Origin of the sequence: Mesorhizobium loti R88b (assembly GCF_013170845.1) — a bacterium.
Taxonomy (GTDB): domain Bacteria; phylum Pseudomonadota; class Alphaproteobacteria; order Rhizobiales; family Rhizobiaceae; genus Mesorhizobium; species Mesorhizobium loti_B.
In genome coordinates this window covers 6,944,327-6,970,120 of record NZ_CP033367.1, presented here as the reverse complement: position 1 = coordinate 6,970,120, position 25,794 = coordinate 6,944,327, and the positions used below count along the sequence as shown (strand labels likewise).

The 25,794-nt window shown below is 59.8% G+C and carries 25 protein-coding genes; 15 read left to right on the top strand and 10 right to left on the bottom strand.

Translation table 11 applies throughout. The annotated features are described in order from the left end of the window. Nucleotides 1-43 precede the first annotated feature (43 nt). The 7 genes from EB235_RS33605 to EB235_RS33575 all read right to left on the bottom strand — a co-directional run bounded on the left by EB235_RS33605 (nt 44) and on the right by EB235_RS33575 (nt 6,150). Nucleotides 44-343, bottom strand: a complete 300-nt coding sequence (locus EB235_RS33605; protein WP_027033175.1) for a ferredoxin family protein — start codon at nt 341-343, stop codon at nt 44-46. Between the two features lie 12 nt (nt 344-355). After that, complete coding sequence (locus EB235_RS33600) at nt 356-1,663, bottom strand: FAD-dependent oxidoreductase (RefSeq protein WP_027033176.1); 1,308 nt, start codon at nt 1,661-1,663, stop codon at nt 356-358. A 12-nt stretch (nt 1,664-1,675) separates the two neighbouring features. Further along, nucleotides 1,676-2,782: an electron transfer flavoprotein subunit alpha/FixB family protein gene (locus EB235_RS33595; RefSeq protein ID WP_006333854.1), complete on the bottom strand. Its 1,107-nt coding sequence runs from the start codon at nt 2,780-2,782 to the stop codon at nt 1,676-1,678. A gap of 20 nt (nt 2,783-2,802) precedes the next feature. Next, the gene (locus EB235_RS33590) at nt 2,803-3,654 is read right to left on the bottom strand and encodes an electron transfer flavoprotein subunit beta/FixA family protein (RefSeq protein WP_027033177.1); all 852 of its coding nucleotides are present in this window, start codon (nt 3,652-3,654) and stop codon (nt 2,803-2,805) included. Nucleotides 3,655-3,836: 182 nt separating this feature from the next. Further along, a complete protein-coding gene (gene nifW / locus EB235_RS33585) occupies nt 3,837-4,220 on the bottom strand; it encodes a nitrogenase stabilizing/protective protein NifW (RefSeq protein WP_006333852.1) in 384 nt (127 codons plus the stop codon). Further along, complete coding sequence (gene nifS / locus EB235_RS33580) at nt 4,201-5,457, bottom strand: cysteine desulfurase NifS (RefSeq protein WP_027033178.1); 1,257 nt, start codon at nt 5,455-5,457, stop codon at nt 4,201-4,203. The genes nifW and nifS overlap by 20 nt, the downstream gene beginning before the upstream one ends. A 537-nt stretch (nt 5,458-5,994) precedes the next feature. Then, nucleotides 5,995-6,150, bottom strand: a complete 156-nt coding sequence (locus EB235_RS33575; protein ID WP_154674715.1) for a hypothetical protein — start codon at nt 6,148-6,150, stop codon at nt 5,995-5,997. Nucleotides 6,151-6,184: 34 nt separating this feature from the next. Here EB235_RS33575 and EB235_RS33570 point away from each other — a divergent pair, with 34 nt between their 5' ends. From EB235_RS33570 to EB235_RS33555, 4 genes are all read left to right on the top strand, one after another. Then, nucleotides 6,185-8,080, top strand: a complete 1,896-nt coding sequence (locus tag EB235_RS33570; RefSeq protein ID WP_161634538.1) for an ABC transporter ATP-binding protein — start codon at nt 6,185-6,187, stop codon at nt 8,078-8,080. A gap of 631 nt (nt 8,081-8,711) precedes the next feature. After that, nucleotides 8,712-8,915, top strand: a complete 204-nt coding sequence (locus EB235_RS33565; RefSeq protein WP_027033180.1) for a CCE_0567 family metalloprotein — start codon at nt 8,712-8,714, stop codon at nt 8,913-8,915. After that, nucleotides 8,912-9,229 (top strand): ferredoxin III, nif-specific, encoded by a 318-nt coding sequence (fdxB, locus tag EB235_RS33560; RefSeq protein ID WP_006333844.1) that lies wholly within the window; start codon nt 8,912-8,914, stop codon nt 9,227-9,229. Before EB235_RS33565 ends, fdxB begins: the two co-directional genes overlap by 4 nt. After that, nucleotides 9,226-9,879: a nitrogen fixation protein NifQ gene (locus tag EB235_RS33555; protein ID WP_027033181.1), complete on the top strand. Its 654-nt coding sequence runs from the start codon at nt 9,226-9,228 to the stop codon at nt 9,877-9,879. Before fdxB ends, EB235_RS33555 begins: the two co-directional genes overlap by 4 nt. Here EB235_RS33555 and rpoN read toward each other — a convergent pair. The 3 genes from rpoN to EB235_RS33540 form a co-directional block, all read right to left on the bottom strand. Further along, nucleotides 9,876-11,330: an RNA polymerase factor sigma-54 gene (gene rpoN, locus EB235_RS33550; protein ID WP_051371151.1), complete on the bottom strand. Its 1,455-nt coding sequence runs from the start codon at nt 11,328-11,330 to the stop codon at nt 9,876-9,878. The genes EB235_RS33555 and rpoN overlap by 4 nt on opposite strands. A 74-nt stretch (nt 11,331-11,404) precedes the next feature. Further along, on the bottom strand, nt 11,405-11,953 hold the full coding sequence (locus EB235_RS33545) for a peroxiredoxin (RefSeq protein ID WP_027033182.1): 549 nt from the start codon (nt 11,951-11,953) through the stop codon (nt 11,405-11,407). A 1,117-nt stretch (nt 11,954-13,070) separates the two neighbouring features. Then, nucleotides 13,071-13,271 carry a hypothetical protein gene (locus tag EB235_RS33540; RefSeq protein WP_027033183.1) on the bottom strand — a complete coding sequence of 67 codons (201 nt, stop codon included), beginning with the start codon at nt 13,269-13,271 and terminating at the stop codon, nt 13,071-13,073. Nucleotides 13,272-13,437: 166 nt separating this feature from the next. On the opposite strand from EB235_RS33540, the gene EB235_RS33535 reads away from it, so the two are divergent. The 11 genes from EB235_RS33535 to asnB all read left to right on the top strand — a co-directional run bounded on the left by EB235_RS33535 (nt 13,438) and on the right by asnB (nt 25,763). Continuing rightward, nucleotides 13,438-14,655 (top strand): cytochrome P450, encoded by a 1,218-nt coding sequence (locus tag EB235_RS33535; RefSeq protein ID WP_027033184.1) that lies wholly within the window; start codon nt 13,438-13,440, stop codon nt 14,653-14,655. 38 nt (nt 14,656-14,693) lie between these two features. Further along, the gene (locus EB235_RS33530; protein ID WP_027033185.1) at nt 14,694-14,939 is read left to right on the top strand and encodes a ferredoxin; all 246 of its coding nucleotides are present in this window, start codon (nt 14,694-14,696) and stop codon (nt 14,937-14,939) included. Between the two features lie 211 nt (nt 14,940-15,150). Next, nucleotides 15,151-15,690: a nuclear transport factor 2 family protein gene (locus EB235_RS33525; RefSeq protein WP_027033186.1), complete on the top strand. Its 540-nt coding sequence runs from the start codon at nt 15,151-15,153 to the stop codon at nt 15,688-15,690. A 183-nt stretch (nt 15,691-15,873) separates the two neighbouring features. Continuing rightward, nucleotides 15,874-17,514, top strand: a complete 1,641-nt coding sequence (locus tag EB235_RS33520; protein ID WP_027033187.1) for an SDR family oxidoreductase — start codon at nt 15,874-15,876, stop codon at nt 17,512-17,514. Between the two features lie 250 nt (nt 17,515-17,764). Beyond that, complete coding sequence (locus EB235_RS33515; protein ID WP_027033188.1) at nt 17,765-18,808, top strand: LLM class flavin-dependent oxidoreductase; 1,044 nt, start codon at nt 17,765-17,767, stop codon at nt 18,806-18,808. Between the two features lie 508 nt (nt 18,809-19,316). Next, nucleotides 19,317-20,225: a phosphoenolpyruvate mutase gene (aepX, locus tag EB235_RS33510; protein WP_027033189.1), complete on the top strand. Its 909-nt coding sequence runs from the start codon at nt 19,317-19,319 to the stop codon at nt 20,223-20,225. Nucleotides 20,226-20,272: 47 nt separating this feature from the next. Further along, a complete protein-coding gene (locus tag EB235_RS33505; protein WP_006333830.1) occupies nt 20,273-21,463 on the top strand; it encodes an aminotransferase class I/II-fold pyridoxal phosphate-dependent enzyme in 1,191 nt (396 codons plus the stop codon). Nucleotides 21,464-21,493: 30 nt separating this feature from the next. Then, the gene (locus EB235_RS33500) at nt 21,494-22,312 is read left to right on the top strand and encodes a phosphocholine cytidylyltransferase family protein (protein WP_006333828.1); all 819 of its coding nucleotides are present in this window, start codon (nt 21,494-21,496) and stop codon (nt 22,310-22,312) included. Continuing rightward, nucleotides 22,309-22,911, top strand: a complete 603-nt coding sequence (locus tag EB235_RS33495; RefSeq protein ID WP_006333822.1) for a phosphatidylcholine/phosphatidylserine synthase — start codon at nt 22,309-22,311, stop codon at nt 22,909-22,911. Before EB235_RS33500 ends, EB235_RS33495 begins: the two co-directional genes overlap by 4 nt. Nucleotides 22,912-22,923: 12 nt before the next feature. Next, a complete protein-coding gene (locus EB235_RS33490; RefSeq protein WP_006333821.1) occupies nt 22,924-23,838 on the top strand; it encodes a class I SAM-dependent methyltransferase in 915 nt (304 codons plus the stop codon). A gap of 32 nt (nt 23,839-23,870) precedes the next feature. After that, a complete protein-coding gene (gene asnB, locus EB235_RS33485) occupies nt 23,871-25,763 on the top strand; it encodes an asparagine synthase (glutamine-hydrolyzing) (protein WP_027033190.1) in 1,893 nt (630 codons plus the stop codon). Nucleotides 25,764-25,794: the final 31 nt, after the last annotated feature.

Here is a 25,794-nt window from a genome sequence, read left to right as displayed (position 1 = left end):
TTGACCGCAATTGCGAGCCTCTCGTTCTCGCTCTTTGCGCCAGTCATCCAAACTTGAAGAGTACGCCAAAGCCGCCGCGCGGGTAATTCCATACGATCTCACCGTTGGCCTCGCACAACACGCGACAGGTGCCGCATTCCATGCAGCCGTCGGAAGTGGTCTCCACCTGTCCCTTGTCGTTCAACTCATAGCACTTGGCCGGGCAGATGTGTGTCAGCGCGAGCAGGTTCGCGCTCGGCCTCTCGTGCGGTCGCACTTTGATATGCGGGCGGCCCGGATCGACCAGATAGCGGTTCTGATAAAGCTTCTCCTCGACTCGTAACTTCGTCACGGCCATCGTCATCCTGTTTCTCCTTCAGCGCCACGCGAGTGCCAGGCGGACCACATCGCTGATCAGCCCCCAGCGCGAACGCGCCTTGATGAAGGCAGCAGTGGTCGCCTTTTCCTTCTCGATTTTCGGGGTGCCGTCGACCCGCATGAAGTTCTGCGCGGCCTGCGACATCAACTGCGGGTATGTCATGAAGAAATTGCGGGAATTGGTGTGTATCAGGGCCGGCATGTCCTTATATTTCATCAGGTCTTTGACTACGAAGGACTTGTCCAGCATGGTCTTGTAGAGGGCGAGGTTCCTCCTGATCATCGGCTGGTTGCGGCCCTTGATCTCAATGATTGCCTCGCCCGCGATGCGGCCGGAAGTCATGGCGAGGTTCGAACCCTCGCGGTGGATAGCGTTGTTCAGTTGGGCGGCATCACCGACCGCCACCCAGCCGTCGCCGAAGAGCTGCGGAATTGCCTTGTAGCCACCTTCGGGAATGAGATGCGCGGAATACTCCTTGACTTCCGAGCCCGCGATCAGCGGCCGGATCGAAGGATGGTTTTTGAAGTTGTCGAGGAGGACGTAAGGGCTCTCCATTGTCTGGGCGAAATCGGAGACGAGGCAGCCGATGCCGAGAGAGATCGACTCCTTGTTGGTGTAGAGGAAGGCCAGTCCGGCCATGCTGCGGGAAATCGTGCCCGCCGCTTCGATCACGCAGCCTTCGTCGCCCTGGAGGCCGAACCGCTGCTCAATGACCTCATCGGGTAGAAAATGCATTTCCTTGACAGCGAGCGCCACGCTTTCTGGCTTCGGCATCTTGCGCAGGCCGGCCCGTGTACCGAGCAGCCCGTTGACACCTTCTGCGAGCACGACGACGTCCGCGTAGATCGGCCCGCCAGCCCGGTCGGTGCGCACGCCGATCACCTTGCCGCTGGCACTGCGGACAAGTTCGGTCACCGTCGTCTCGCACAGCACCGTCGCGCCGGCTTGGCGCACCTTGCGCGAAAACCACTTGTCGAATTGGGCGCGGATGATCGTGTAGCGATTGGGCTTCGCCTCGTTGAAATCGTCCGATCGATACTGCATCCCGGTGTGGGAGGTGTCGTCCATCACCCAGAATCGCTGCTCGACCAGATGCCGCTCGAGAGGCGCATCATCCCGGAAATCCGGAATGATTTGCTCCAACATGTCGGCGTACATGATGGCGCCCTGGACATTCTTGGAGCCCGGATACTCGCCGCGCTCCAACTGCAGCACCGTCAGGCCCTGGCTTGCCATGGTGTAGGCGGCCGCGTTTCCGGACATACCGGCCCCGACGACGATGGCGTCGAATTCTTGCTCGATCATGGCCCTCTCCCTTTAGCTCGCAAGCTTGTCGTGGCTGTGCGGCGACAGCCGCCGGGTGAAAGCTTCCGTCAATGCCGGCAGGAAACGGATTGCGTCGGTGACGATGCCGAGATGGGCAAATTCGAAGATCGGGGCGTTCGGGTCGGTGTTGATGGCCACGATCAAATCAGCCCCCTCCACGCCAACCCGATGCTGAATGGCGCCGGAAATCCCGGCCGCTATGTAAAGCTTTGGCCGGATGGTCTTGCCAGTTTGGCCAACCTGCCGATCGGCAGGCATCCAGCCCTTCTGGACCAACGGGCGCGAACAGCCATATTCGGCGCCGATTGCCCGCGCTAGATTCTTCACAAGCTGCAAATTCTCCGCTGAGCCGAGACCGAGGCCTCCGGCAACCACGATGTCGGCGTAGGCGAGATTTGCCTTTGCCGATTGGCGATCGAGGTTGAAGCCAAGGACTTTAGTGATGATCTCTTCCTCGGTCATTGACAGCTTGTGCCGGATGACACGCCCGACCGGCTTGTCCGTCCGCGGTGGCATGGCCATAACCCTCGGTCGTACCGTGGCCATCTGCGGCCGGTAGTTGAGCGTATAGATCGTGCATAGCAAGGAACCGCCGAAAGTCGGACGGGTCGCGGCGAGCGAACCGTCGACATCTACATCGAGTTCGGTACAGTCGGCAGTGAGCCCTGTCAGCAAGGTCGTCGCTACTGAGCCAGCGAGATCCCTGCCGAGCGTGGTCGCACCGAGAAGCAGGATCTCCGGTTTGTGGGTATTGACCAGATCCGTCATCGCCTTGGTGAAAGGCTCGTTGCGATAGTCGGCAAGCAGCGGTGCCTCGACGAGGTAGACAAGGTCGGCGCCGTAAGCAAAGGCCTCGGCAACGGCATGCTGCGTGGCCTCGCCCGGCGGTCCGAGCACGATCCCCGCAAGCTGGATGCCTAGCTTGTCGGCGAGCTTGCGGCCTTCGCCAAGCAGTTCGAAGGACACGGGATGGACCTCGCCGCGTTCCAGTTCGATGAAAACCCAGACGTGCCGATAGTCCCTAAAGTGCTCAGGCAATTCCCTCTTGATGCCGGCACGGCCGGCGGAAGGAGGGGCTTCGCGGTTCGCGTTCGACATCATCTCTCCTTGCCGTCCCGTCACTGGCCGCCGTCGAAGGCGAGTTCGTGTTCCAGCGCTGGCTGGCGGGTAAAGATTGCGGCGATCAGTTCGTCAGCGAGGTCGTGCTGCGTCTTGTCGGTCATGTCGATCTGCGTCGCCTTTTCCGCCTTCGTGGTTGGGGCGAAAACGCGCTTGACGACCGTCGGCGAGCCGCGCAGGCCGCATTTGTTGAGGTCCTCAATGCCAGCTTCGGCCGCGCTCCATTTCACGATCTGGCTGCGCGCGGCGCGCATGGCGTCGTCGAGCGAGCCCCTGCGGATTTCGTTGGTGCCTTCCAGCATTGTGATGAGGCAAGGCAGCCTGCTTTTCAGCATCTGCGTACCGCCTTCCGAACGGCGCTTGACGGTGATCTCGCGCGCATCGACATCGATAGAGTCGATCTTCGCCACATAGGTGAACTGCAGGAGGCCGAGGCGCTTGGCGATGCCGGGCCCGACCTGGGCGGTATCGCCGTCAATCGTCTGCTTGCCGGCGAAGACGATGTCCGGCGCGCCGAAGGTCTCGGCAATTCTCACGATTGCCCGAGAAAGCGCGAAGGAGGTCGCCAGCGTGTCGGAGCCGGCAAAACAGCGGTCGGTCAAGAGTACCGCTCGGTCGGCGCCATAGGTGAGCGCCTTGCGCAGCGCATCTTCTGCCATCGGCGGACCCATCGTAAGCACGGTGACCTCGCCGCCATGGGCGCCGCGCAATTTCAGTGCCTCTTCGAGGGCGAACAGGTCGTAAGGGTTGATGATGGTCGGCACGCCCTGGCGCATGATCGTGTTCGTCACCGGGTGGACACGTATCTGCGCGGAGTCCGGCACCTGCTTGATACAGATTACAATGTGCATTGCGTCTTTCTCGGCTCCAATCCGCAAGCGGCCCTGGCGTTCATCTCCTTCGCAGCATCATTCGTGCCAACCATTTTGCGTTGCTCTGTTCCTTTTGACATGGGTTGTTTTCTTCCGAAGGTGCCGTCGTGATGACCGGGTTTGTCGGCTTTTCGACATTGTCGCGTCGCACTCGTGTCGCGTTATTCTGTCCCGAACCGCCTCAGGATCGACTCGAACGGGACAAAGGTGTGGTCCCGAGTGGCCGGTTTGTCGGGATCGTGCTCTTTGAGCACCTTGAAGACCCGTTGGGTGAGTGGCGAGGATGTCGCGAAATCCTCATAAGCGCGTTCCAACGTCGCACGCGCCCGCGCGGCGATCACCCCGTCGGGAAGGCCGGCGAAATCCTCTTCAGCGAGATATTGGCCCATGCGCTTCAGGATATGCAGCCGTGAGACATTGAGCACCTTCGGATCATAAGAGATGCCAAGGGCTGCGAAGAACTCCTCCGCAGCCGACAGGCTCTTCAGCCGGGCGAGGATGTCGGTGACATCGATGGCGCGGCTTTCAGCGAAACAACTGCGCATTGCATTCTCCTGGGCCGGAAACGGTGGTCGGGTTTGCCTTGTCGCCCAGGCCTGGAGCTGATTGAAGTCCTCTCGCCTGGCTGGCAGATGGGGAAAGCTCACGCAGCTTCTTAACGATCCCGGGCATGACCTCGAGCACGCGGTCGACGTCCTCCTCGCCGTTGTTGCGCGAAAAGGAGAAACGGATTGCCCCGTGTGCCGCGCTATTGGGGATGTTCATCGCCACCAAGACGTGGCTCGGCTCCAGCGAGCCGCAGGCGCAAGCAGAGCCGGAGGAGCAGGCGATGCCCTCGCGATTAAGGAAATGCAGTATGCCCTCACCTTCGATATCTCCAAAGGCGATGTTTGCGGTGTTCGGCAACCGCTTTAGCAAATCGCCGGCGACGAAGGCGTGTGGGATGCGCTGGAGAAGTTCCTTCTCCAGGCGGTCGCGCAACGCCTTTACCCGTGTGTTCGCGTCGTCCATGAATTTCAAGGCAAGATCGGCTGCCACGCCGAGACCGACGATGCCTGGCGTATTCTCCGTGCCGGCGCGGCGGTTGCCCTCCTGGCCTCCCCCCTTGATCAGCGGACAGAAGCGCACGCCGCGTTTTACATAAAGTGCGCCGACCCCTTTCGGTCCGTGTAATTTATGACCGGAGAGAGACAGCATATCGATTGCCGTCGATTTCAAGTCGATCGCAAGCTTGCCGACCGCTTGCACCGCGTCGGTATGAAAAAGGGCGCCGACTTCCTTGGCCAACTCAGCAAGCTCGACCACCGGGAAGATCGTTCCGGTCTCGTTGTTCGCCGACATGATCGAGACGATCGCCACGCGCGGGGTGAGGGCGGCCTTATAAGTGTCGAGGTCGAGCCGGCCGTGGCGATCCACCGGGATCCTATGCACCTTGATGCCGCGCGTCTTCTCAAGGTGGGCGCAAAGCGTCAGCACGGCCGAATGCTCGACTGCGGAAGTCACGATCTCTGTGCGCTCAGGCATCACCTCGAGCGCAGAAAGGATCGCGGCGTTGTCGCTTTCCGTCCCGCCCGAGGTGAAGGTGATCTCGTCCTCGAACTCCGCTCCGATCAGCGTTTGCACCCGCAGGCGCGCCTTTCTCACCGCCGCCCCGGCGGAAGCGCCAAAATCGTGGCTCGACGAAGGGTTGCCGAATTGGTCGGTAAAAAACGGCAGCACTGCTTGAACGACTTCAGGATCGACCCGTGTCGTTGCGTTGTTGTCCAGATAAACAGGTCTCATGGATGTGATCCTTCTGCTGAGCGCAATCACACAAGGCGCACGCCCGGTCTGTCATGATGATGATGATGATGATGATGGTTAGCCGAAGGAGTTGCCGCCGCCACATTCGGCCTGCGCGCTTCTTGGCGCCGGCGCGGCAACCCGCCTCGACCTTGGTGCGCCAGCGTTGCGCCGGCTCGGCCCCCGGCAAGCGCGGTCTTTAGGCCACGGCGTTTTCGGTGCGCTTGATCATGGACTGTCTCTCCTTCAGGCCGGACGCGTTCGCGAACAGCTACGCATGGACCGTGCCAAAGAAGGGAATCATTTCAAAACAACATGATGGCTCTAACACTGCTATGTCGCATGTCCGACATCGGCGGGAATTGTTCAACGCGGAACGCCGTTGAATCGGGCGGGCGTAGATTCCGCCTCGCGTGAGGAGCAATCCTGTCGGGCCGTTCGCCAAGGATGCCCGCGCGACCGAGGCGTCCTGTCGGGTTTGTCGCGTGCGCGACACGGCACTGTTACGCCCCCGTTGCCCTGCTGAGATCTCGTTTGTCATTGTAGAATATGCAGAAAATTCTTCTGAGCTTCTTTCTGAGCCTTTGGCGCGGCTTTTGCGGTTCTCTCCTCGTAGGGCAGCGCGTGCCCGCGGCCGATATTCATCTCGCGGGTGACATCGCGATCGATGGAACGAAGGAAAGAAAGCAACATGTCAGGTCCAGATCAGCCACCCGCATTCCGAGCGATGTTTTCGTCCTCACGCAGACCTTCCATTTCGGGTTTCTTGAGACCGAGCGGCCTGCTGCGCTCGTACAAAGCCACGCGGCGTTTTCACATCGATCTACGCGGCGCCGCCTTTCGCGACGTTTTCGCCTTCACCATGCGCCACTGGAGCAAGCAGCCGGTCCGGCTCGCGATCATTATGATCGCGGTGCTGGTGGCAACGCTCCTTGACGTTCTGACGCCGCTCTATTCCGGACGGCTCGTAAACGCGGTCGCCCAAGGAGCGGCAGCCGACGCCGTCGTGTGGGATGCGGCTCTTGCGGCCTTTTCAATGTTGATCGCGCTCGCACTCGGCGCCGTCGTCATGCGCAACATCGCCTTCATTGCCGTCAATGACTTCATTCTGAAGATGATGTCGGACATCGCCAGCGACGCGTTCCATCGCGTCCAGCGCTTTTCGACCGATTGGCATGCGAAAACCTTCGCCGGCTCTACGGTGCGCAAGATCACGCGCGGCATGTGGGCGTTCTGCCTCCTTAACGACACGATCCTTCTTGCCTTGTTCCCGTCGCTTATCATGCTCGTGGGGTCGAGCGTTCTGCTCGGCTGGTATTGGCCGATGATGGGGCTGATCATCGCTTGCGGCTCGGTTGGCTATGTGGCGCTGATCATTATCCTGTCGCTCGGCTATGTGGCGCCAGCCGCAAACCTCGCCAACAACTGGGATACGAGGCTTGGCGGCTCGCTTGCGGACGCGATCAGCTGTAACGCGGTGGTCAAAGGCTTCGGCGCCGAGGTGCGGGAAGATCATCGCCTTGCGAAAGTCATCTCCAAGTGGCGGCACCGCACCCTCCGGACCTGGGTGCGCGGGACGGTCAGTGCTGCATTCCAGGGGATCATGCTTCTTGCGATGAGAGCGGCTTTGATTGGCTATGCCTTATTTTTGTGGTCGCGCGGCCAGACTACCCCAGGTGACATCGCCTTGGTGCTCGCCTCTTTCACCGTCCTATATGGCTACTTGCGTGATGTTTCCATACACGTGCGCAACATCCAGCGCTCTGTAAATGAGATGGAGGAACTGGTCCAAACCTACAGCCAGCCGCCCGACGTGGCCGATGATCCGGGCGCCAAGCCGATCCGGATCACGAAGGGTCACATCGATTTTGAGAGCGTCCACTTCCACTACGGCAATCATTGGTCGCCCTTTTACAGCGACTTGTCGATTTCGATTGAGGCCGGCGCGCGGGTCGGTCTGGTCGGCCCCTCTGGCTCCGGCAAGACCACCTTCGTCAAGCTCATCCAGCGGCTTTACGACCTGGATGCTGGACGAATCTTGATCGATGGGCAGGACATTTCGCGGGTGACGCAGGGTTCGCTACGCTCGCAGATCGCGATCGTACAGCAGGAGCCCCTCCTGTTCCACCGCTCGCTGGCCGAGAACATAGCCTATGGGCGGCCGGGTGCTTCTCGGTCCGATGTCGAGCAGGCGGCGCGGCTCGCCAGCGCGCATGACTTCATTGCGCGCCTGCCGAACGGCTACGGTACGCTGGTCGGCGAACGCGGCGTGAAGCTCTCAGGCGGCGAGCGCCAGCGTGTGGCGATAGCGCGCGCCTTCCTCGCCGATGCCCCGATCCTCATTCTGGACGAGGCGACATCAAGCCTCGACTCGGAATCGGAGGTGCTGATCCAGAAGGCGATGGAGCGGCTCATGGTCGGGCGCACCACGCTCGTCATTGCGCACCGGCTCTCGACGGTGCGGGCACTCGACCGGCTGCTTGTCTTCGACCGTGGTTGCATCACCGAGCAGGGCGACCATGACGCGCTGATCCGTCGCGACGGCATCTACCGCCGCCTGTTCGAGCGGCAGGCCTTGGAACTGACAAAGGGGTGGGATGAGACCAATGTGCAACACGGTTGAACGCGGCGTGAATTCAGCTTGCCTCCCCAGCAATCCTGTCGGGCCGTTCCTGAACGGGCGGCCCCAACCTGTCGTCGGGTTTGTCCAATCCACGACACGCTTGGTGCCGGCCTGTCTTCCTGACGCGCTCTTGAGCAAACCAATGAATGGGATGAAGACAATTTTTTATGAGCTGCGTCCTGCGTTCCCGGCACGGCGCTTGGGGCTTCCTCCTGAGGCGGCGGCCGCCGCGCGATCATTTAGATCCTGGTTGATGCGATCAATGGAGCGAAGGAAAGCAACGCGCCGGGTCCACGCGAGATCCGCCTTCTCTGGCATATGGGTGTCGCCAAATCGACACCCTCACAATATGCGCTCACCGCCCGCGTCGACGTCGGGAACAAGATCTTGATTGTCGTCTGCGCTCAACCGCTCTTATGCCGAACTCGAGGTGCAGGATACGGACCTGCGTCTCGCCGCGCGGGATTGCATAAGCTGGCTGCAGCGTCTCGCCTACCATCGGCATCACCGGCTCGGCTTCGAGACGTTCCGGAAACCCGCCGAGGCCGGCGCGCCGGCGATGCGGTCGTGGCCATCGAAGCGCGTCCCGACATGGCGCGGGCGTAACGACCGGCTTGCGAGGAAGGGGATCATGTCAGACCTTGCGCTGTTGCAGAAGAAGGTCCGCAAGCTGCAGTCGCGCGCGGGAGCCGCCAAGATGGAATTGCACGACCTTGCCGAGGACCTTCCGGTCAACTGGACCGAGATCGAGGCGGTCGCCTGGAAAGCCTTCGAGGTTTTTGCCGAGTTGGATGCGGCAAAGGAAGAACTCGCAGCGTTGGAGAATTCACAATGACGGGCGCTTTCGTCACCCGCGACGGCTCTCCCTGGACGCCGCACTATCTGACGGCGATCGATGGCGCGACCTGCATCGGCTGCGGCCGCTGCTTCAAGGTCTGCTCGCGCGAGGTCATGCACCTTCATGGCGTCGATGACGCAGGCGAAATCCTCGGCATCTGCGCGGGCGAGGACGACGACTTCGACGGCGAGCTCAACCGCATGGTCATGATCGTCGACCATGCCGGCCGCTGCATCGGCTGCGGCGCCTGCGGCCGCGTCTGCCCGAAGAACTGCCAGACCCACCTTGCGGCCGACAAGCTTGCTGCATGAGCTGGGGACAAGACCAGCAGAACGGCGCCACATTCGCCCATCACCGTGGCTGTTTCAGCACCAGCCAATGGCCGCCGACAGACCAGGCGGCGGCGTTCGACCGGCATGTGCTTGCCTGTGTTTTCTACCTCGCGTTCGAGGAGGTCGAGGCCGGCAAGGCGACCGCGACCGAAGCAACCGGCCTTTCGCGTGCCGACCTGCGAGATGTCATGACACGCTATTTCCCGGCTGTTCCCGTCAACGCCTTCGCGCTGGAAAAGCTGACCGATCCCGAGCCGGATATGGAGGAAGGGCTTCTGCGCGGCTTGCTTATTGGGCATGCCAGACCAGGCGATCCGGCGAGCACCCTCTTCGCCAAGATCATCGCCAGGCGCAGTTTGCGCAATGACCATCTGTGGCAGGACCTTGGCCTTTTCAATCGGGCCGAACTCAGCCGCTTAATGGCCAGGCATTTCCCGGCGCTGGCGGCCGGCAACACCAAAAACATGAAATGGAAGAAGTATTTCTATCGTAAGCTCTGCGAGGCTGAAGGCTTTTCGCTATGCACCGCGCCCAGTTGTCAGGAATGCGGCGATTTCGAAAGCTGTTTTGGCCCGGAGGAAGGCGAAAGCCATTTGGCACGGATCAAGAACGGGTTCGCTTTGGATTAAGAGCTGCTTTCGTCGCCGCCGCCGTCCGGGCTTGATTGGCATCGAAGCCGCACGCGCTTTTCCCGGCGACGTCGCGCGGAGGACGGGATGTTCAGCGCCTCACGATATTTCGCAACGGTGCGGCGAGCAATGTCGATCCCGGTTTCCTTGAGCCGCGTGGCGATGTCGTCGTCGGAAAGCACTTCGTCGGGCAATTCCACGGCAACCATCGCCTTGATTTGATGGCGCACAGCTTCGGCGGAGTACGCGTCGCCGCCTTCGGAGGAGCCGATCGCGACAGTGAAAAAATACTTCAGTTCGAACACGCCGCGCGGGGTCAGCATGTACTTGTTCGACGTTACCCGGCTTACCGTCGACTGGTGCACGTTGATCGCATCCGCGACAGTCCTGAGATTGAGAGGCCGCAGGTGGGCGACCCCATGTTCAAAAAAGGCGTCCTGCTGGCGGATGATTTCAGCCGCTACCTTGAGGATCGTCTTGGCGCGCTGATCAAGGCTGCGGATTAGCCAGTTCGCGTTTTGGAGGCATTCGTTGAGAAATGACTGGTCTTTCGAATTTTGGGCGCTTAGGCGGGAGACCTGGGCAAAATAGTTTTGGTTCATCAGCAGCCTGGGCAGCGTGTCTGGATTGAGTTCGATTTGCCACCCACCTCCGGGAGAGGGCTGGACCAAGACGTCGGGAATGATCGATTCAGGCCCTCCGGATTGGAATCGATTTCCAGGCTTGGGATCGAGCGCGCGGATTTCGTGCAACATGTCGAGAAGGTCGTCTTCATCGACACCGCAATGGCGCTTCAATGATTGAAAATCGCGTCGCGCCAGCGCTTCAAGATTGGCGACCAGCGCTGCCATTGCCGGGTCGAATCTGTCTAGCTGCCGCAATTGTATCTCAAGGCATTCGCTGAGAGTTCGCGCAAAAATACCCGGTGGATCGAACTGCTGCAAGGTTCCGAGAACCCGTTCCACAACAGCCTCCCGGACATTCAGGCTGCGGGCCAGTTCCGCAAGGTTCACCGGAAGGTATCCGGTGTCTTCCAGATGACCGGCAAGCTCGCCAGCTATTCGCCGCTCCAGCGGCGCGAATGCGCTGAGAGCGATCTGACGAGCGACATGGTCGTGCAATGTTTCGATGGACGTCCAGGTATCTTCGAACGCATGGTTTCCCCCCGGTTGGACATTGTTTTTGCCGCGGATTGATTTCCACTGCGAGGCCTGATCCGATATTCCGCCCGTGGTCGGCCCGATGCGCGGCTTCCCGGCCGAAATCGACGGAATGTCCTTCGGCGCCCGGTTTGATGCCCGTTCCAGAAAGGGGTTCTTCTCGATTTCCTGCTCGACGAACTGATGCAGTTCGGGATGCGCCAGTTGCAACAGGCGAATGGATTCCATCATTTGCGGCGTCAAAACCAACGATTGCTTCTGACGCTGAAGCAGGCTTGCTGAGGACTCCATGGTTAGCGTGAAACTCCTACCGAGCGACCCTTCGCCTTGTGCAAGGGGATTTTCGAGACGTTGACTCGTCTAGATCATGCAGCCGTCACGGCTTTGGCGGCTCTCAGCGTTTCAAGGACGTTCTGCGGCGACGATACGCCATAGGGGTCGGCCTCGCTGTTGTCGCAGAAACCGTTCTCCTCGAAGCACTGCTCCACTACGCCATTGTTGATCACGGCAGCGTAGCGCCAGGAGCGCATGCCGAAGCCGAGATTGTCCTTGGCAACCAGCATGCCCATCTTGCGGGTGAATTCGCCCGAGCCGTCTGGTATGAGCTGGACTTTCTTCAGCCCCAGGGCCTTGCCCCACGCATTCATGACGAACGCATCGTTGACGGAAACGCAGTAGATCGCGTCAATTCCCTCCTTCTCGAACTCGTCGTAGAGCATTTCGAAATCGGGCAACTGCAAGGTCGAGCAGGTCGGGGTGAAGGCACCGGGCAGCGAGAACAGGATGATGCGCTTGCCGCTGAAATAGTCGTCGGATGTCTTGTCTTCCCAGCGGTACGGGTTTGGCCCCTCGATGGACTCATCGCGAACACGCGTGCGAAAGGTGACAAAAGGAACCTTTTTTTTGACCGTCATCAATGTGCTCCTGGAGGAAAACTGGTGCGCTGCTTTTTCGGTTGAAACTGACACGGCATCGACCGCGGCCGGCAATTCGGTCGAGCGCCGCGCGTTTTGCGTCGACCTTGGATCAGCCATGGCAAAACCGCTCGCGAGCACGGGCGTTCTCGATTTGTGGCGGCACGAGAACGGTTTCACTACGCGCTTGTACGGGGCGTCGCGATGTCAGCAATGGTCTTACTCCTGGCCACCTTGTGATGGGTTCTGCCGAGTACGACGCAAGCGCCGTGCCATTTGATTTTAGGCTGGGGGTTCACACTGTTTTTTGCAGCGACACTCTTTGCCTTGAGCGGCCAAGACCGTGCCTTCGCCGAGAGCGAGCGCGCCCATAATCATCTGATCGTGAGCTCTGGGCAGAGGAGATCCCGTTTATGCGTATCAAGCCGCGCCCCCTCTTTGTCCGAAGCTGGACAAAAATGTCGGAAGTCGGACCGGAGGGTCGCCGGGTCGCCGGGTCGGCGAACACGTGGCTCGTATTCGAAGCGAAAATCTGGGCTCAAACTCGGAACGAGGGACAGGAGTCGATCGGGGTTAACCTGACGAGGGTCCCTATGGCCTCCGTTCTCAGGATTGAGACGGCTGACAGGCCCACGCGCTTCGCCCTACCGACGCCCGCGAGACCGCTTCGAAATCGACAACGGGTACAAAAAAGCCAGCACGTCCATTAGCAAGCTGGCCATGCCCATCTTCCTGAACTGCGCTTGCGTGAGGCGGGCACGGTCCTGAAGTGACGGGAAGACCGCCTTGTGCTCTCGGAGCATTTTGAAGCTGCCGCGACTTTGCCGTCGGGTTTGTCATGTCCGGGACACGGCTTTGCTCCGCCAGGCTTGCGGCTGCGCATTCGTTCAAGCTGTTGAATGATATGTAGAAAATCTCCTGCAGGGCTCTTTCCGCGCCGTTGGCACGACTTTTGAAGCTCTCATGTGAGACGGCAGGAGATACCGACTGGCGTCCATTCGTGAGTGCTCAATGCAATGAAGGAAGACGACATGTCAGGTCAGCGTCAGTTCAGTTTCTATCCGAAACGGGCATTGCCCGCGGAATGCAATATCGACCGGCGTGACTGGCGTCACCGTCACAACCGCCCGGCACCGGCCAATGGCCACCGATCGACCTGCAGATACGGTTCGACCAGAATGTGCTTGCTCCTGTCCTCTCGCCGGCGCTTGAGGAGACCGGCGAGCACTTCGGCGGCCAGCCGGTCTTTCGCGTGCCGCGCTGCGGATATCCTCGAAGAGATGATCGACCCCGAACCGCTGTGGAGCAAGAGCTTCATTCCGGTTCGCCGTTCGAAGCTGGAAAACGCCGCGTCTCCGACGATTTCGCTCGTCGGCTCTTTGGCGGACAGGCAGCGGTCTGGCCAAGAGGGCAACAAGCTTGCTGGATGGCCAAGATGCCATGGTGCGCGGCCTGGTTAGTGGTTAGACGGCAGGAGAAATGCAATGGCGATCAACCCGGTTCCAGATCATGTCCCGCCCGAAATGGTGAGAGACTTCAGCCTGTTCACATCGCCAGGCATGCCACCAACGCCCAACGGGGATCCACACGCAGCCGTCGCTTGCGCCCATGACGGGCCTCCGATCTTCTATTCCCCCTACAACACGCAAGATGGCCGGGGCACCTGGGTCATCACCCGCGCCGCAGACCAGCGTAAGGTGCTGCAGGACACTGAAACTTTTTCCAGCCATCGCAGCATCTTCTCCTCCATACTGGGCGAAACCTGGCCGACGATCCCGCTTGAGCTCGATCCACCGGCCCATGGCGCATTTCGCTCACTGCTCAGTCCGCTGCTTTCGCCCAAGCGGGTGACGGCACTGGAACCGGCTGTCCGTGAGCGAGCGATAGCCCTGATCGACCGGATCACCGCATCGGCCACGAGCTGCGACGTCATGAAGGATTTTGCCTTTCCGTTCACTGTCAGCATCTTCCTTCGCTTTCTGGGGTTGCCGGATCAGGGACTCGATACATTTGTCGGCTGGGCGAAAGATCTGCTCCACGGCGACGATGTGGAACGACCTGTGGCTGCCCGCAAGATTGTGGCTTTCATCGATGAACTTGCAACCAATCGCCGCAAGGATCCGGTCGACGATCTCATGACCTTCATCGTGCAGGCACAGATCGAAGGCCGCCGGCTAACCGACGGGGAGATCCGTGGCATCGGCGTGCTTGTGTTCGTCGCGGGACTTGACACTGTCGCAGCAGCTATTGGCTTTGACCTGGCTTATCTAGCGCGCAACCTCAAGGATCAGGAACTGCTGCGCAGCGAACCGGACCGCATCCTGCTCGCAACCGAAGAGTTGCTGCGGGCCTATCCGCCCATTCAGTTGATCCGCGTGGCTACGAAAGATATCGACTTCGAAGGCGCGCCGATCCGAAAGGGAGACTATGTTTCGTGCGCCACGATGATTGCAAATCGCGACCCGGAGGAATTCGAATCCCCCAACACGGTCGATCTGGCGCGAGAGCACAACCGCCACGCCGCCTTTGGCTATGGTCCCCACCGTTGCCTTGGCTCACACCTTGCCCGGCGCGAGATTGTCATTGGCCTGGAGGAGTGGCTGGCGCGCATACCGACCTTCCGGATCAAGGAGGGTACAGCGCCCATCACCTGTGGCGGCCATGTGTTCGGGATCGAAAATCTGATCTTGGACTGGTCATGACCATCGCCGAGCCATGCCAAGACAATGGAGGCAGCGCTATGCGCATTATCGTCCACAATGCCAAATGCCAGGGTCACGCGCGATGCTGGGCGCAAGCGCCGGACATCTTCAAGCTTGATGACGATGGCTACATCCTGCCCGGTGACATTCAGGTTGCGGAGGGGGAGCAACTGCTTGCGTCACAAGGCGCGCGATCCTGCCCCGAACGTGCGCTGGAAGTCGATCGCACATCGGCAGCGCGGTTCGGACCAGCCGCCATGCAACCAAGAACTGGGGAAGCTTAGGTGGAATCGACGAGACGTGGCCCCACACCGCAAAGCAAGATGTCCGGCCGCTTCCCTGCCTACCTTCTCTCCGGCGTCGAGACCTCAATGACACGCACGCAACACGTGAAGTTCGTCTCCGTTCTGGCTTCTTCAGTTGCCGATCGGTTCGACCTTGCACGCACCTAGAGGCACGAAACGCCTCTTCCAATCTCAAATTTGCGACAGAGCGATGGGCCAGGCAAAAATCACCGAACTGCGCGACCGCGAGGCGATCCGCGACTGCCTTTATCGGTACTGCCGCGGCATAGACCGCGCGGATGAGGCTGCGCTGCGCAGTGCATATTGGCCCGATGCGCATGACAATCACGGTGCCTATCGCGGCTCAGCCGAGGGCTTCTTTGAGTTTGCGCTTGGTCTCTTCAAAACCGGACCGCGCTTAATCCACCAGATCACGAACGTCTTGATCGAATTCATCGACCCGCCGGAGGCAGTGGTCGAAAGCTATTTCACCGCGCTGCAACGCGGACCAGACAATGACGGAGAAGCACGCCAGGTGCTTCTCTGCGGCCGTTACTGCGATCTTTTTCAGAAGAGGGAAGGGGCGTGGCGCATCGCCGAACGGACCGTCGTTTACGATTGGATCGAAGAGCAGACCCCACCAGCGGTCCCCGAGGCAGAACGGTTCGGCTTGCGGCAACCGATCGGAGCAGCGCATCCCAATGACCCGGTTTACGCGCTCAGGAAGCGCCGCAGCTCGTCATCAAAATGAAAATGCCATGCATGTCACCACAATGCTTTCCAAGGCTCCCAATTGCGGAGCCGCGTCGCGGGAGCGGTCGCGGAACGCAACACGTCTACCCGGTATGGAAACTCGCCGTCACCAGGACGTCCGCGACCGGTCTTGCGGCTGACTCGCGTCGATATCTCTGACGCTGGCTGCGGAGAGGTTCATATGAAGCAGGCAGGACGGGTCGTCATCATAACGGGAGCGGCAGGCGGAATCGGCCGTGCGCTGGTCGAGATCGTTGCCGCCGATGGAGACATCGTCGTTGCGGTGGACCTTCCTGGCAGCGGCGTTCTTGAACTGGCCGGCGGTCTCGGCCATCCGCATCTGGGCCTCGAATGCGATGTCTCACGAGAAGAGGACATTGTCGCCCTATACGGCCACATCGAAGCGCAGTTCGCGAAAATCGATGTTCTCGTCAACAACGCGGCGATAGGACCCGCCATGGCTGCGACTATCGACACCGGTTTCGAGGCCTTCCGACGCGTGCTGGCAACAAATCTGATCGGGCCTTTCATCATGGCCGGCGAAGCGGCGAGCCGCATGCAGCCCGGCGCTGCCATTGTCAACGTCGCTTCGCTGGCGGGCGTGCTCGGCAATCCCAAGCGCAACGCCTATGCCAGCTCGAAGGCAGGCTTGATCGCTCTCACGAGATCGCTTGCATGCGAGTGGGCCTCGCGCGGCATCCGCGTAACGGCGGTAGCGCCAGGATACGTGCGCACGCCGATGGTGGCGGAACTGGAACGTGCGGGCAAGATGGACCTCGCGGCCGTGCGCCGCCGCGTGCCCATGGGGCGAATGGCGCGCCCCGACGAGATCGCTCGGGCCGTGCGTTTTTTGGCCAGCGCACAGACGGGCTACATCACAGGATCGGTGCTGACGGTCGACGGCGGTTGGATGTCGTTCAACCAGCCGGGCGACGCGCACCCGCCGGTCGACGAGACGCCTCGAGCCGAACTCTTCCGGCCGGCCGAACGAACTGGCGCGCGCACAGTGGTCGTGACGGGCGGCGCGAACGGTATAGGCGCCGCCGTCGTTCGCCGCTTTGCCGCGAACTCCGACACAGTCGTGATTGCTGATAAAGATGGTGCTGGGGCGGCAGAACTCGCTGGTTTGCTGGGCGGCAGGCACGTGGCGAAATCCGCCGACTTGGCGGTCGAGAGCGAGGTGGTGGCCCTGTTCGAGGAAATACGGGGGCGCTTCGGTCGCATCGAGATCCTCGTCAACTGTGCTGCTATTGCCGATACGTTTGTGCGAGGGATCGAAATCCCGCGACAGATCGAGCGGGTACTGGACGTCAATCTCACCGGCACCTTCACCTGCGCGCGCGAGGCGATCAAGTCGATGGACGCCGGCGGCGTAATCCTCAATCTTGGATCGATCAATAGTTTCCTGCCCTTCGTGCCGCGCCATGCCTATGGGGCGTCCAGGGCGGGTATGAACATTCTGACCCGGTGCATGGCGGCCGAACTCGGGTCGGTCGGCATCCGAACGGCCACCGTCGCTCTTGGCTATATCCGTACGCCTGACATTGCTCAGCTGATCGAGTCCGGCTGCATCGATTCCGTAGCGATCAAACGGCGCATCCCGATGGGGCGGATGGGAGAGCCCGAAGACGTCGCCGAGGCAGTGTTCTTTCTGGCCTCGCCTGATGCCTCATACGTAAACGGCTCGACCCTCTACGTGGACGGCGGCTTGACCTCGTTGGCTGACGCGCGAAACGCCCAGCCAACCGATCAAGAAAATCCAACCGAATGTTCGCCGGCGACCGGTTGCGGTTCGTCGAAGCCGACGAGGTTCGAGGATTGAGACTGCGGCTGCAAGGCACGTGCCAAGCACGGCTTGCCAAGTGATCGTCTTCATCGGTGACGGAAAACTCGTCATCAGGGTCGAATCACTAGCCAGGTTTTGGCGCTTGCCTGCGGCCGCCGAACGATAAGCGGCTTTGCGCAAGATCGTCGACTACGTCGCCGCCAGGCCGGATCGATACCGCGGCCCACCCGCAATCGGCACAAGTCGAAGGCTTGATTGGCCACTTTGTGTAAACGAGGGACACGCCATGGAATTCGCGACGTTCATCTTGGCGGCCCAGCGAGGCTATCATCAATCGTGCGACAGCGTCATCGGTAATTCCATAGAACAGACAATCGCTTCGGAGCAGGCTGGCTTCAACACCGCTTGGTTCGCCGAGCACCACTTCAACAATTACAGCCTGGTTCCCTCGCCCTTGATGATGGTGGCGCACTGTGCTGGCCTTACGAGCACCATTCGCCTTGGCACCGGTGTGTGTGTGCTGCCGCTATATCAACCGCAGCGCCTGCTCTCCGAGATCGGCTTTGCCGATATCGTTTCGAACGGCCGCCTCGAACTCGGCGTCGGCTCGGGATACCAGCAGTTCGAGTTCGAGCGCTTCGGCGTCGATGTCGATCAGGCGCCGGCCGTGTTTGCGGAATACCTGGATATCCTTCTCAAGGGCCTTAACCAGAAGGTCTTCGAGCACAATGGCCAGTATGAGAAAATACCTTTAACGGCGATTTCGCTGCGCACCATCCAAAGGCCAGCCCCACCGATCTGGATCGCCTGCGGGTCCGCGCGAAGCATGTGCCGGGCCTATCGTGAGGGCCACAATCTTTTCGTCACGGCGTTCCACAACGGCTTGGAAAACTTGAGAACGCTGCGTGAGACCATCGAGGCAGCAGCGGCCTCGCGGGGTAAGGATGTCACTGCCGCCAAGGTAGGGCTTCTGCGCTGCTGCTATGCCAGCGACGATCAGGCGGAGTTCGACAGCTATCTCGACAACGCCCGCTTCCAGCGCCGGCTATCTGAAGCACTTCATCAGCGCCGCCAGCAGAGCCGGGACGGCTATCTGCTGCAGGAAACACCGACGAAGCAGGATCTGTCGTTCGAGACCATGCGCCAGAACCTGCCGATCGGCAGCGTAAGTCGCGTCATCGATCGCCTGCTGGAAGAGATAAGTATCCTGAAGCCGGACCAGATCGCAATTCAGACCCAATTGGGAGATTTCGACCAAAAGACGATGCTACGCCAGATTGAGCTCTGGGGAGACAAGATCATTCCAGCGATCAACAAGTCGCTTGGTTAGGTCAAGGCTTGAAGCTTGGGGCGGGCCCCTGGGGGTGTTGAAATCTCGTATGCCGATGCTCGACACTTCGTCCATGAGGCATGGGTAAATAATCAAGCCGACTGGCGATTGCCGGGATCGAAGACCAACGTCGTCCGTCCTTGCCTGCACGGACCGCCGGTCTTCCGCTCCCTGGCCATCTCGCTTGAGACCGTTGATCGGCAGCCCGGAACGGCCGCCATGGCGTAGACGAATAGCCACTCCCGCGACCCTTCTTGTGTCCGAAGTTGGACGAGGATGTCGGAAGCCCGACAAATGGTCGAGAGGGGACCTGGCGCGCCGGTATGGAGAACTGGTGCGGCGCAGGTGGTTCGCCAATTCGGCACGCGCCTTGCTTCATTGATTCTGTATGGGTGCACGACAGTGGCGGATCGCCAATCGGCGGGCAGAGCGTGCGTCACTGAAAGTACTTCGTGCGGCAGCGATGACAGGCTTGTCGGCTGGATAGCGTTGGTGGAGGTGAGACCGCATGGTGGAGAGGCAGTCTGGTGCGCAGACGCGAGAGAGCTTGCGCCGAATGATCGCGTCCAGTGAACTCGCCTTCGCAATGGAGGCTCATGACGGCCTTTCGGCGGCGATTGCCGAGCGCGCTGGCTTCAAGGCGCTCTGGGCGTCCGGCCTCTCGATTTCATCCAGTCTCGGATATCGAGATGCGAACGAAGCTTCCTGGTCCCAACTCGTCGATGTCGTTGAGCGAATTTCCGACACGGTGGACATTCCAGTCCTCGTCGACGGGGACAGCGGGTTCGGGAACTTCAACAATGCCCGTTTGGTCGCCCGCAAGCTGCGCCAACATGGCGCGAGCGGCATATGTCTCGAGGACACGGCGTTCCCGAAAATGAACTCGTTCATCGGTGATCGGCACCCGTTGGCCGATATTCCCGAGTTCTGCGGCCGGCTTAAGGCGGTGAAGGACCAAGTGCCGGATGCGGAGTTCGTTCTGGTCGCCCGGATCGAGGCGCTCATCGCCGGCCGCGGAGAGGATGAGGCGCTGGCGCGAGCACAAGCCTACGCTGAGGCCGGCGCCGATGCTATTCTGATTCATTCCCGCAAGTCCAACGCTGAGCAGATTTTCGCCTTCACGCGCGCCTGGCAGAACCACCTTCCGGTCGTGATCGTGCCTACGAAATATTACCGCACACCGGTCTCCGCGTATCGGGCGGCCGGAATCTCCACGGTCATATGGGCGAACCATAACATGCGCGCGGCGATCTCGGCCATGCGCCAGGTCTGCGACCGCATCCTCCGCGAAGAAAGTATCGCCGGTATCGAGGACGAGGTGGCGACGCTCGACGAACTCTTCGATCTCCTCAACTACCAGGAACTCTCAGCGGCGGAAGAGAAATATCTGCCGCAGACGGCGACCAGCGTGCGGTAGCAGGCCCAGCCCGTCTTTTGAAAAGCAAAACGAAAACAGGAGCGCACATGCTTGCGCATCGGACAAATCTGTTCGGTACATCGGGTACCGCCGCGGCGCGCGCTGCCGCAAAAGCGGCGGCCGATGCTGGCAAGGAGATCATCGATCTGACCGCCGGCGAGATCTGGAGCGAGCTTGCACCCACGATTCGCGACGGCGCGATCGACGCCATCAATAAGGGCGTCAATCGCTACACTGATAGCGTTGGCATGGTGGAGTTGCGCGAGGCACTGGCGCGGAAGATCTCCCTCGATACCGGACAGATCTGGAAGGCCGAGGAAGTTGCCGTGACGTCCGGAGCGAAGCAGGCCTTGTTCAATGCCGCAATGGTGCTGCTAAATCCGGGCGACGAGGTCATCATCCCGGCGCCCTACTGGACAACGTTTCCGGCCCAGGTGCTAATCGCCGGCGGCACACCGGTCTTCGTCGACACCAAGTCCAACGGTTACGTCCCGCGCCCCGAACACATCAAGGAGGCGGTCACCGAACGCACGCGGGCGATCGTCGTCAACACGCCCAGCAATCCGGCCGGTGCGGTCTACGATGTTGAGACTCTGATGGCCATCGCTGAATTGGCGGTCAGCCGCAACCTGTGGATCATTTTCGACGAGTGCTATGGTGACTTCGTGCATGGGGGTCATACCCACCATCCGATCGTCTCGGTCGCTCCCGAAATTCGAGCACGCGCGCTGATCGTCAACTCCTTCAGCAAATCGCTAGCATTGACCGGCTGGCGCATCGGTTATCTGGCGGGTCCAAAAGGGGTGATCAATGCCGTCAAGGCCCTGCAATCGCACACCACTTCGAATCCAAACGTAATTGCCCAGCACGCGGTGCTCGCCCATTTGCAAAGGGGTGGCTCGGACTATGAAGGCAAGCTGCGTTCACGCCTGACAAGCGCCAGACGGGTCGGTCTCGACGTGCTTTCTTCGTTGACGCGTGTCCCGGTCGCCAGGGCGCAAGGGGGCTTTTATTTCTATCTCGACCTTTCCCATCTGCTGCGACCGGGAGCGGAAGACGGCGCCTCAACGACAGCCGACGATATCGTGACGGGTCTGCTTGCCGAAGCTGGCGTCGCAGCTGTGTCGGGCACCGCGTTCGGCGACCCCGCCGGCCTGCGCCTGTCCTATGGAATTCCACCTGAAAAACTCGCGACCGGCCTGGCCCGGCTCGTCGAATTCCTCAACGCCTGGAAATGACACCGCAACACAACGAAAGAGGTGAATGAGATGCCTCCCGCTGCTCCCAGGAAAGCCGTCATTCTCGCTGCCGGCTTCGGCTCCCGCCTGCGTCCGCTGACCGATCTGTGTCCCAAGCCCCTCGTCGAAGTCAACGGCACACCGATACTTCACAATGCACTGTGGAACCTTCAGGCGGTGGGAGTCGAAGAGGTAACGATTGTTGTCGGCTATCGCAAGGATGCCATACGCCATGCCTGTGGCAAACGCTTCGGCAGACTTGAAATCAACTATGTCGAGTCCTCGGTCTTCGACAAGACAGGGAGCGCCTACTCGCTCTGGCTGGCACGCGACACGCTTCTTTCCGGCGACTGTTATCTCCTCGAAGGTGACGTCTTCTTCGAAGAAGATGCGCTGCGCCACCTGATCAGGGTGGAGGCGGCCAATGCCGCCGCGGTCGCGCCGTTCGATCCATCCATGGAAGGGTCCGCGGCCGTCCTTTCCGGCAACGGCTTCATATCCGAAGTCCGGTTGAAGCAGACGGCAGCAAATCTGGCATCAGGCACCCCGGTGCTCTTCAAGATGATGAACCTCATCCGGTTCTCTGGCGCCGAACTCCAAACGGTGATCGTCCCGGTCCTCCACGACCTGATCGGCTCGGGCGCGATCAAAGCCTATACGGAGGAGTTGCTCGCGCATCTCATCGAGCAGCGCGGGCTGCAACTCGCCGCGGCGCGATGTGACGATTTGCGATGGTACGAGATCGACAGTGAACAGGACCTGCGGGTGGCGGAAAGAATTTTCGCCCTCGAGCGACCTCACAGACACAGTGCCGGCGCGCCGGCCGCCGTTGCGGGGGTAGGAGGATGATCCGCTATCTGTTCGATGCTGCAAATGCCATTACGGCCCTTGGGCTGATCTTGGCCACCACGGCGATCTACTTTGCTTTGATCGGGCGCTTCGAGATTGGCATCTGTTTCGGCTTGTGGGCTCTTTTGGCGGATGATGCCGACGGCATGGTTGCGAAGAGTTCCCCGAACCGGTCCGCTTTGATGGCACAGCTGGGTGGCACGTTGGACGGGCTGCTTGATTTGGTCTACGCAGCCGTCTTTCCAGCGGTTCTCATTTTGTCCTTCAACGCGTTCTCCGTTCCCGCATTGTTGGCTGCCAATTGCCTCATCCTGTCAGGGGCTCTGCGCCTCAGCTATTTTTCGACGTTCGGACTGGACGCTGACGGATTCGGCAGAGGATTGCCGTTGAACAATAACCTCTTCGTGTTGGCATTGCTGTTCGTCGCCGACCGTCACTTGCCGGTGAAGGGCCTGGGCAACCTATTGATCGGTGCAGGGTTTGTGCTGTCGGTCCTGCATCTTTCAAACTTCAAATTTCCGGGTACCGGCAGTGCGTTGCGCTTGGGCAACCTTACACTCGCCGCAGCCGGATCTGTCGCCTTGCTCACAAAGCTATAGGGAAGAGAATACATGGAAAACTCTTTCGAGATCGAAACTCGCACCGTCTTTGATCGCTACCAGCGCCAGCAGGAGAATGACGACCACATATTCGACAGGTTGGTCTCTCTAATCGAGGAGGAATATTTCGGCCTGCCAACCGGCAGCTTCCGCGGCCTTGATGTCCTGGACGCGGGCTGCGGCTCCAACGCGAATGCGTCCTATGCGTTTCTCGACAAGGGGGCACGAAACGTTGTTTCGCTTGAATTGAGCAATGATTGGATGGATTGCGCGCGCAAACGGCTCAGCCGATTTGGGCCGCGCTCGGAACTGGTCGCTGGTAGTGTGCTCGATCTGCCGTTTGACGACTTCAGTTTTGATTTTGTCCATTGCGCAGGGGTTTTGCCGCACACCAGCAATCCGAAAAAAGGCTTTGAAGAGCTTGCCCGTGTAACCCGCCCCGGCGGCAGCTTCTTTTTGACGATTATGGGTACCGCCAACGGCGTCATTTACCGATGCATCAATCACTTGCGAGAACTCTACCAAAGCGACGAGCAATTCCGCAGTTCCATTGACAATCTGGATGCATCCACCGCACGCGAAGCCATCAACTGGATCTTGAGAATAAAGGACGGCGAAGAGAAGGAATATATACCTGGCGAAAACGAATTCTTTCGGAGTCTTTTTGATGATGATTTGTTCGTGACGATCCGGGATCGCTTCCAGGCGCCGACCTATCACGAGTTCGCCTTCACAGAGGCTCAAATCCGAGGTTGGTATGGCGAGTGCGGCTTCGAGAAAATCCGCAGGATCTCAAGATATACGAGAAATTTCCATAACCTTCGGCGTTTTCTCGCTCCGATGTACCGTCATTATGACCACCCGCTGGCCCGCTTCTGGTTCGGCGATGGCTGCATCCAGATGATCGGCGAAAAGCCGAGCACGTAGTCGGCGTTATTCGTGCCAAGAGAGCGACCCCAATGTGCGGAATCTTTGGGATAGTCCTCAAAAACGAGGGAACACCCGTTTGTGCTGCGGCCGTTGAGCGTTGCGCTGACGCTCTCGCTCATCGCGGACCTGATGCCAGCGGCCTATACATTAATCAATCGGTAGCATTCGCGCATCGACGGCTATCGATTGTCGACGCTCATTCTCGAGCCAATCAGCCCTATCGCGATGCCAATACCGGAGTGGTGGTAACGTACAACGGCGAGATATTCAACTATCGGGAAATTAAAGCTGAATTGAGGGATATGGGCTTTTCCTTTTCGACGGTGTCCGACACCGAGGTTCTAATTCTTAGCTATATTGCTTGGGGAAAGTCATTCCTAAATCGCCTTGACGGGATATTTGCCTTCGCGCTTTTCGATCCACGGAAATCGCTTGTTCTCATCGCCCGAGATCGTTTGGGGGTAAAACCCCTCTACTACACGATTTGCGATGTTGGGCTTCTGTTTGCGTCGCAGCCGAACGCTCTCATTCGCTGGCCGGGCGTAATGCACGGACCTGACATGATCGGCGCGCTCAGCTTTCTATCCTATCGCGCGGTTGTCGGCGCCAGAACGCTGTTCGCCGGGATCTCCAAGTTAGAGCCCGGACATCTCCTCGAAATAAGAAATGGGCGACACACGTCCGAACGTTGGTGGAATCTGTCCGCGCGAATTTCGCGATCGAAGCCGGACTATTCCGACATAAGGAGACTATTTGGAAGCGCCGTCGAACGTCAGCTGGTGGCTGACGTACCGGTCGCCGCATTGTTGTCCGGTGGACTTGACTCGAGCATCCTGGCCTATGAGGCATCCGCTCGCTCCCAAATCCGTCCGGTCTGCTATACCGGCAAGGTCGAGACCCCCGATTATGACGAAACGGCCTATGCGATGGAGGTCGCCGCCGAATTCGGGCTCACTCACCGGGTCGTCCCAATTGGAGAACCTTCCGATATCAACGCTGTAGCGGAGCTGGTTCGCCTGCGTGGACATCCGCTTGGAATGCATAACGAAACCGCCATGTTCACGCTCGCAAAGGCGATTTCGAAGGAGCACAAAGTCGTACTCACGGGCGAGGGCGCCGATGAGATTTTTGCTGGTTACAGCCGATTGTTCCGTACACCGTATGATTACAACCGAAGCAAAATCATCACCGCATTGCCACCTGCTCTTGCTCAGATCGCACGTCGACGCCTTGGACTCGGCGTCCATTGCAGTCAGCTGCAGTTCTTCCTGGAGCGCTATAGCTACTTCCCGGCTGATGAGATCCGTTCACTTGCTATCGATGGCCAGATGCGAACCGAGCACGAGATGGAGCTCTTCGATCATTTCTCGACTCAATTTGCGGAGGCGGGCGGAGATTTCTTTAGCAAGATCTCATATGTTCTCGTCTCTACGCATTTGCCCGCGTTGCTGGAAATGGTTGACAACACCACAATGGCAGCTGGGCTTGAAGCTCGCGTCCCCTATACCGATCACCAGCTCGTCACCGCCGCAATGGCGATGCCCGGCTCCCAGCGGTTGAGGTGGAGGTCTCCAATCGCTTCGGCCCAGGCACTTTGGCATCCGGTTGCTTCCTTCAGTGAACGTCTCGACGTCTCAAAATACCCCTTGCGAAGGGAATACCGGAGCGTCTTGCCCAAATCTGTTCTATCTCGCAAAAAGATGGGATTTCCGCTTCCATTGGGCCAGTGGGCCGTGGGCGAGGGAGCAACGGAATATCGAAGGCTGTTGTTTGATAAGGACTCTCCGCTGGGAGATTTGTTCGACCCTGCTGCTTTGCGGCGTTGGTTCAAGGCCGGACGACGAAATCCTTCAGATTCGTTTGGCCGGAAGTTCTGGCTGCTGGCCAACCTTGGGATATTCTTCAAAGAGGTATTCTCATGACGAATATCCGAGCCCCCTATAAGCTCCGGAT

Bases quoted from the DNA above. Each gene is read 5' to 3' on its own strand.
- EB235_RS33605 (WP_027033175.1), bottom strand. From the start codon at position 343: ATGACGATGGCCGTGACGAAGTTACGAGTCGAGGAGAAGCTTTATCAG.
- EB235_RS33600 (WP_027033176.1), bottom strand. From the start codon at position 1,663: ATGATCGAGCAAGAATTCGACGCCATCGTCGTCGGGGCCGGTATGTCC.
- EB235_RS33595 (WP_006333854.1), bottom strand. From the start codon at position 2,782: ATGTCGAACGCGAACCGCGAAGCCCCTCCTTCCGCCGGCCGTGCCGGC.
- EB235_RS33590 (WP_027033177.1), bottom strand. From the start codon at position 3,654: ATGCACATTGTAATCTGTATCAAGCAGGTGCCGGACTCCGCGCAGATA.
- nifW (WP_006333852.1), bottom strand. From the start codon at position 4,220: ATGCGCAGTTGTTTCGCTGAAAGCCGCGCCATCGATGTCACCGACATC.
- nifS (WP_027033178.1), bottom strand. From the start codon at position 5,457: ATGAGACCTGTTTATCTGGACAACAACGCAACGACACGGGTCGATCCT.
- EB235_RS33575 (WP_154674715.1), bottom strand. From the start codon at position 6,150: ATGTTGCTTTCTTTCCTTCGTTCCATCGATCGCGATGTCACCCGCGAG.
- EB235_RS33570 (WP_161634538.1), top strand. From the start codon at position 6,185: ATGTTTTCGTCCTCACGCAGACCTTCCATTTCGGGTTTCTTGAGACCG.
- EB235_RS33565 (WP_027033180.1), top strand. From the start codon at position 8,712: ATGTCAGACCTTGCGCTGTTGCAGAAGAAGGTCCGCAAGCTGCAGTCG.
- fdxB (WP_006333844.1), top strand. From the start codon at position 8,912: ATGACGGGCGCTTTCGTCACCCGCGACGGCTCTCCCTGGACGCCGCAC.
- EB235_RS33555 (WP_027033181.1), top strand. From the start codon at position 9,226: ATGAGCTGGGGACAAGACCAGCAGAACGGCGCCACATTCGCCCATCAC.
- rpoN (WP_051371151.1), bottom strand. From the start codon at position 11,330: ATGGAGTCCTCAGCAAGCCTGCTTCAGCGTCAGAAGCAATCGTTGGTT.
- EB235_RS33545 (WP_027033182.1), bottom strand. From the start codon at position 11,953: ATGACGGTCAAAAAAAAGGTTCCTTTTGTCACCTTTCGCACGCGTGTT.
- EB235_RS33540 (WP_027033183.1), bottom strand. From the start codon at position 13,271: ATGAAGCTCTTGCTCCACAGCGGTTCGGGGTCGATCATCTCTTCGAGG.
- EB235_RS33535 (WP_027033184.1), top strand. From the start codon at position 13,438: ATGGCGATCAACCCGGTTCCAGATCATGTCCCGCCCGAAATGGTGAGA.
- EB235_RS33530 (WP_027033185.1), top strand. From the start codon at position 14,694: ATGCGCATTATCGTCCACAATGCCAAATGCCAGGGTCACGCGCGATGC.
- EB235_RS33525 (WP_027033186.1), top strand. From the start codon at position 15,151: ATGGGCCAGGCAAAAATCACCGAACTGCGCGACCGCGAGGCGATCCGC.
- EB235_RS33520 (WP_027033187.1), top strand. From the start codon at position 15,874: ATGAAGCAGGCAGGACGGGTCGTCATCATAACGGGAGCGGCAGGCGGA.
- EB235_RS33515 (WP_027033188.1), top strand. From the start codon at position 17,765: ATGGAATTCGCGACGTTCATCTTGGCGGCCCAGCGAGGCTATCATCAA.
- aepX (WP_027033189.1), top strand. From the start codon at position 19,317: ATGGTGGAGAGGCAGTCTGGTGCGCAGACGCGAGAGAGCTTGCGCCGA.
- EB235_RS33505 (WP_006333830.1), top strand. From the start codon at position 20,273: ATGCTTGCGCATCGGACAAATCTGTTCGGTACATCGGGTACCGCCGCG.
- EB235_RS33500 (WP_006333828.1), top strand. From the start codon at position 21,494: ATGCCTCCCGCTGCTCCCAGGAAAGCCGTCATTCTCGCTGCCGGCTTC.
- EB235_RS33495 (WP_006333822.1), top strand. From the start codon at position 22,309: ATGATCCGCTATCTGTTCGATGCTGCAAATGCCATTACGGCCCTTGGG.
- EB235_RS33490 (WP_006333821.1), top strand. From the start codon at position 22,924: ATGGAAAACTCTTTCGAGATCGAAACTCGCACCGTCTTTGATCGCTAC.
- asnB (WP_027033190.1), top strand. From the start codon at position 23,871: ATGTGCGGAATCTTTGGGATAGTCCTCAAAAACGAGGGAACACCCGTT.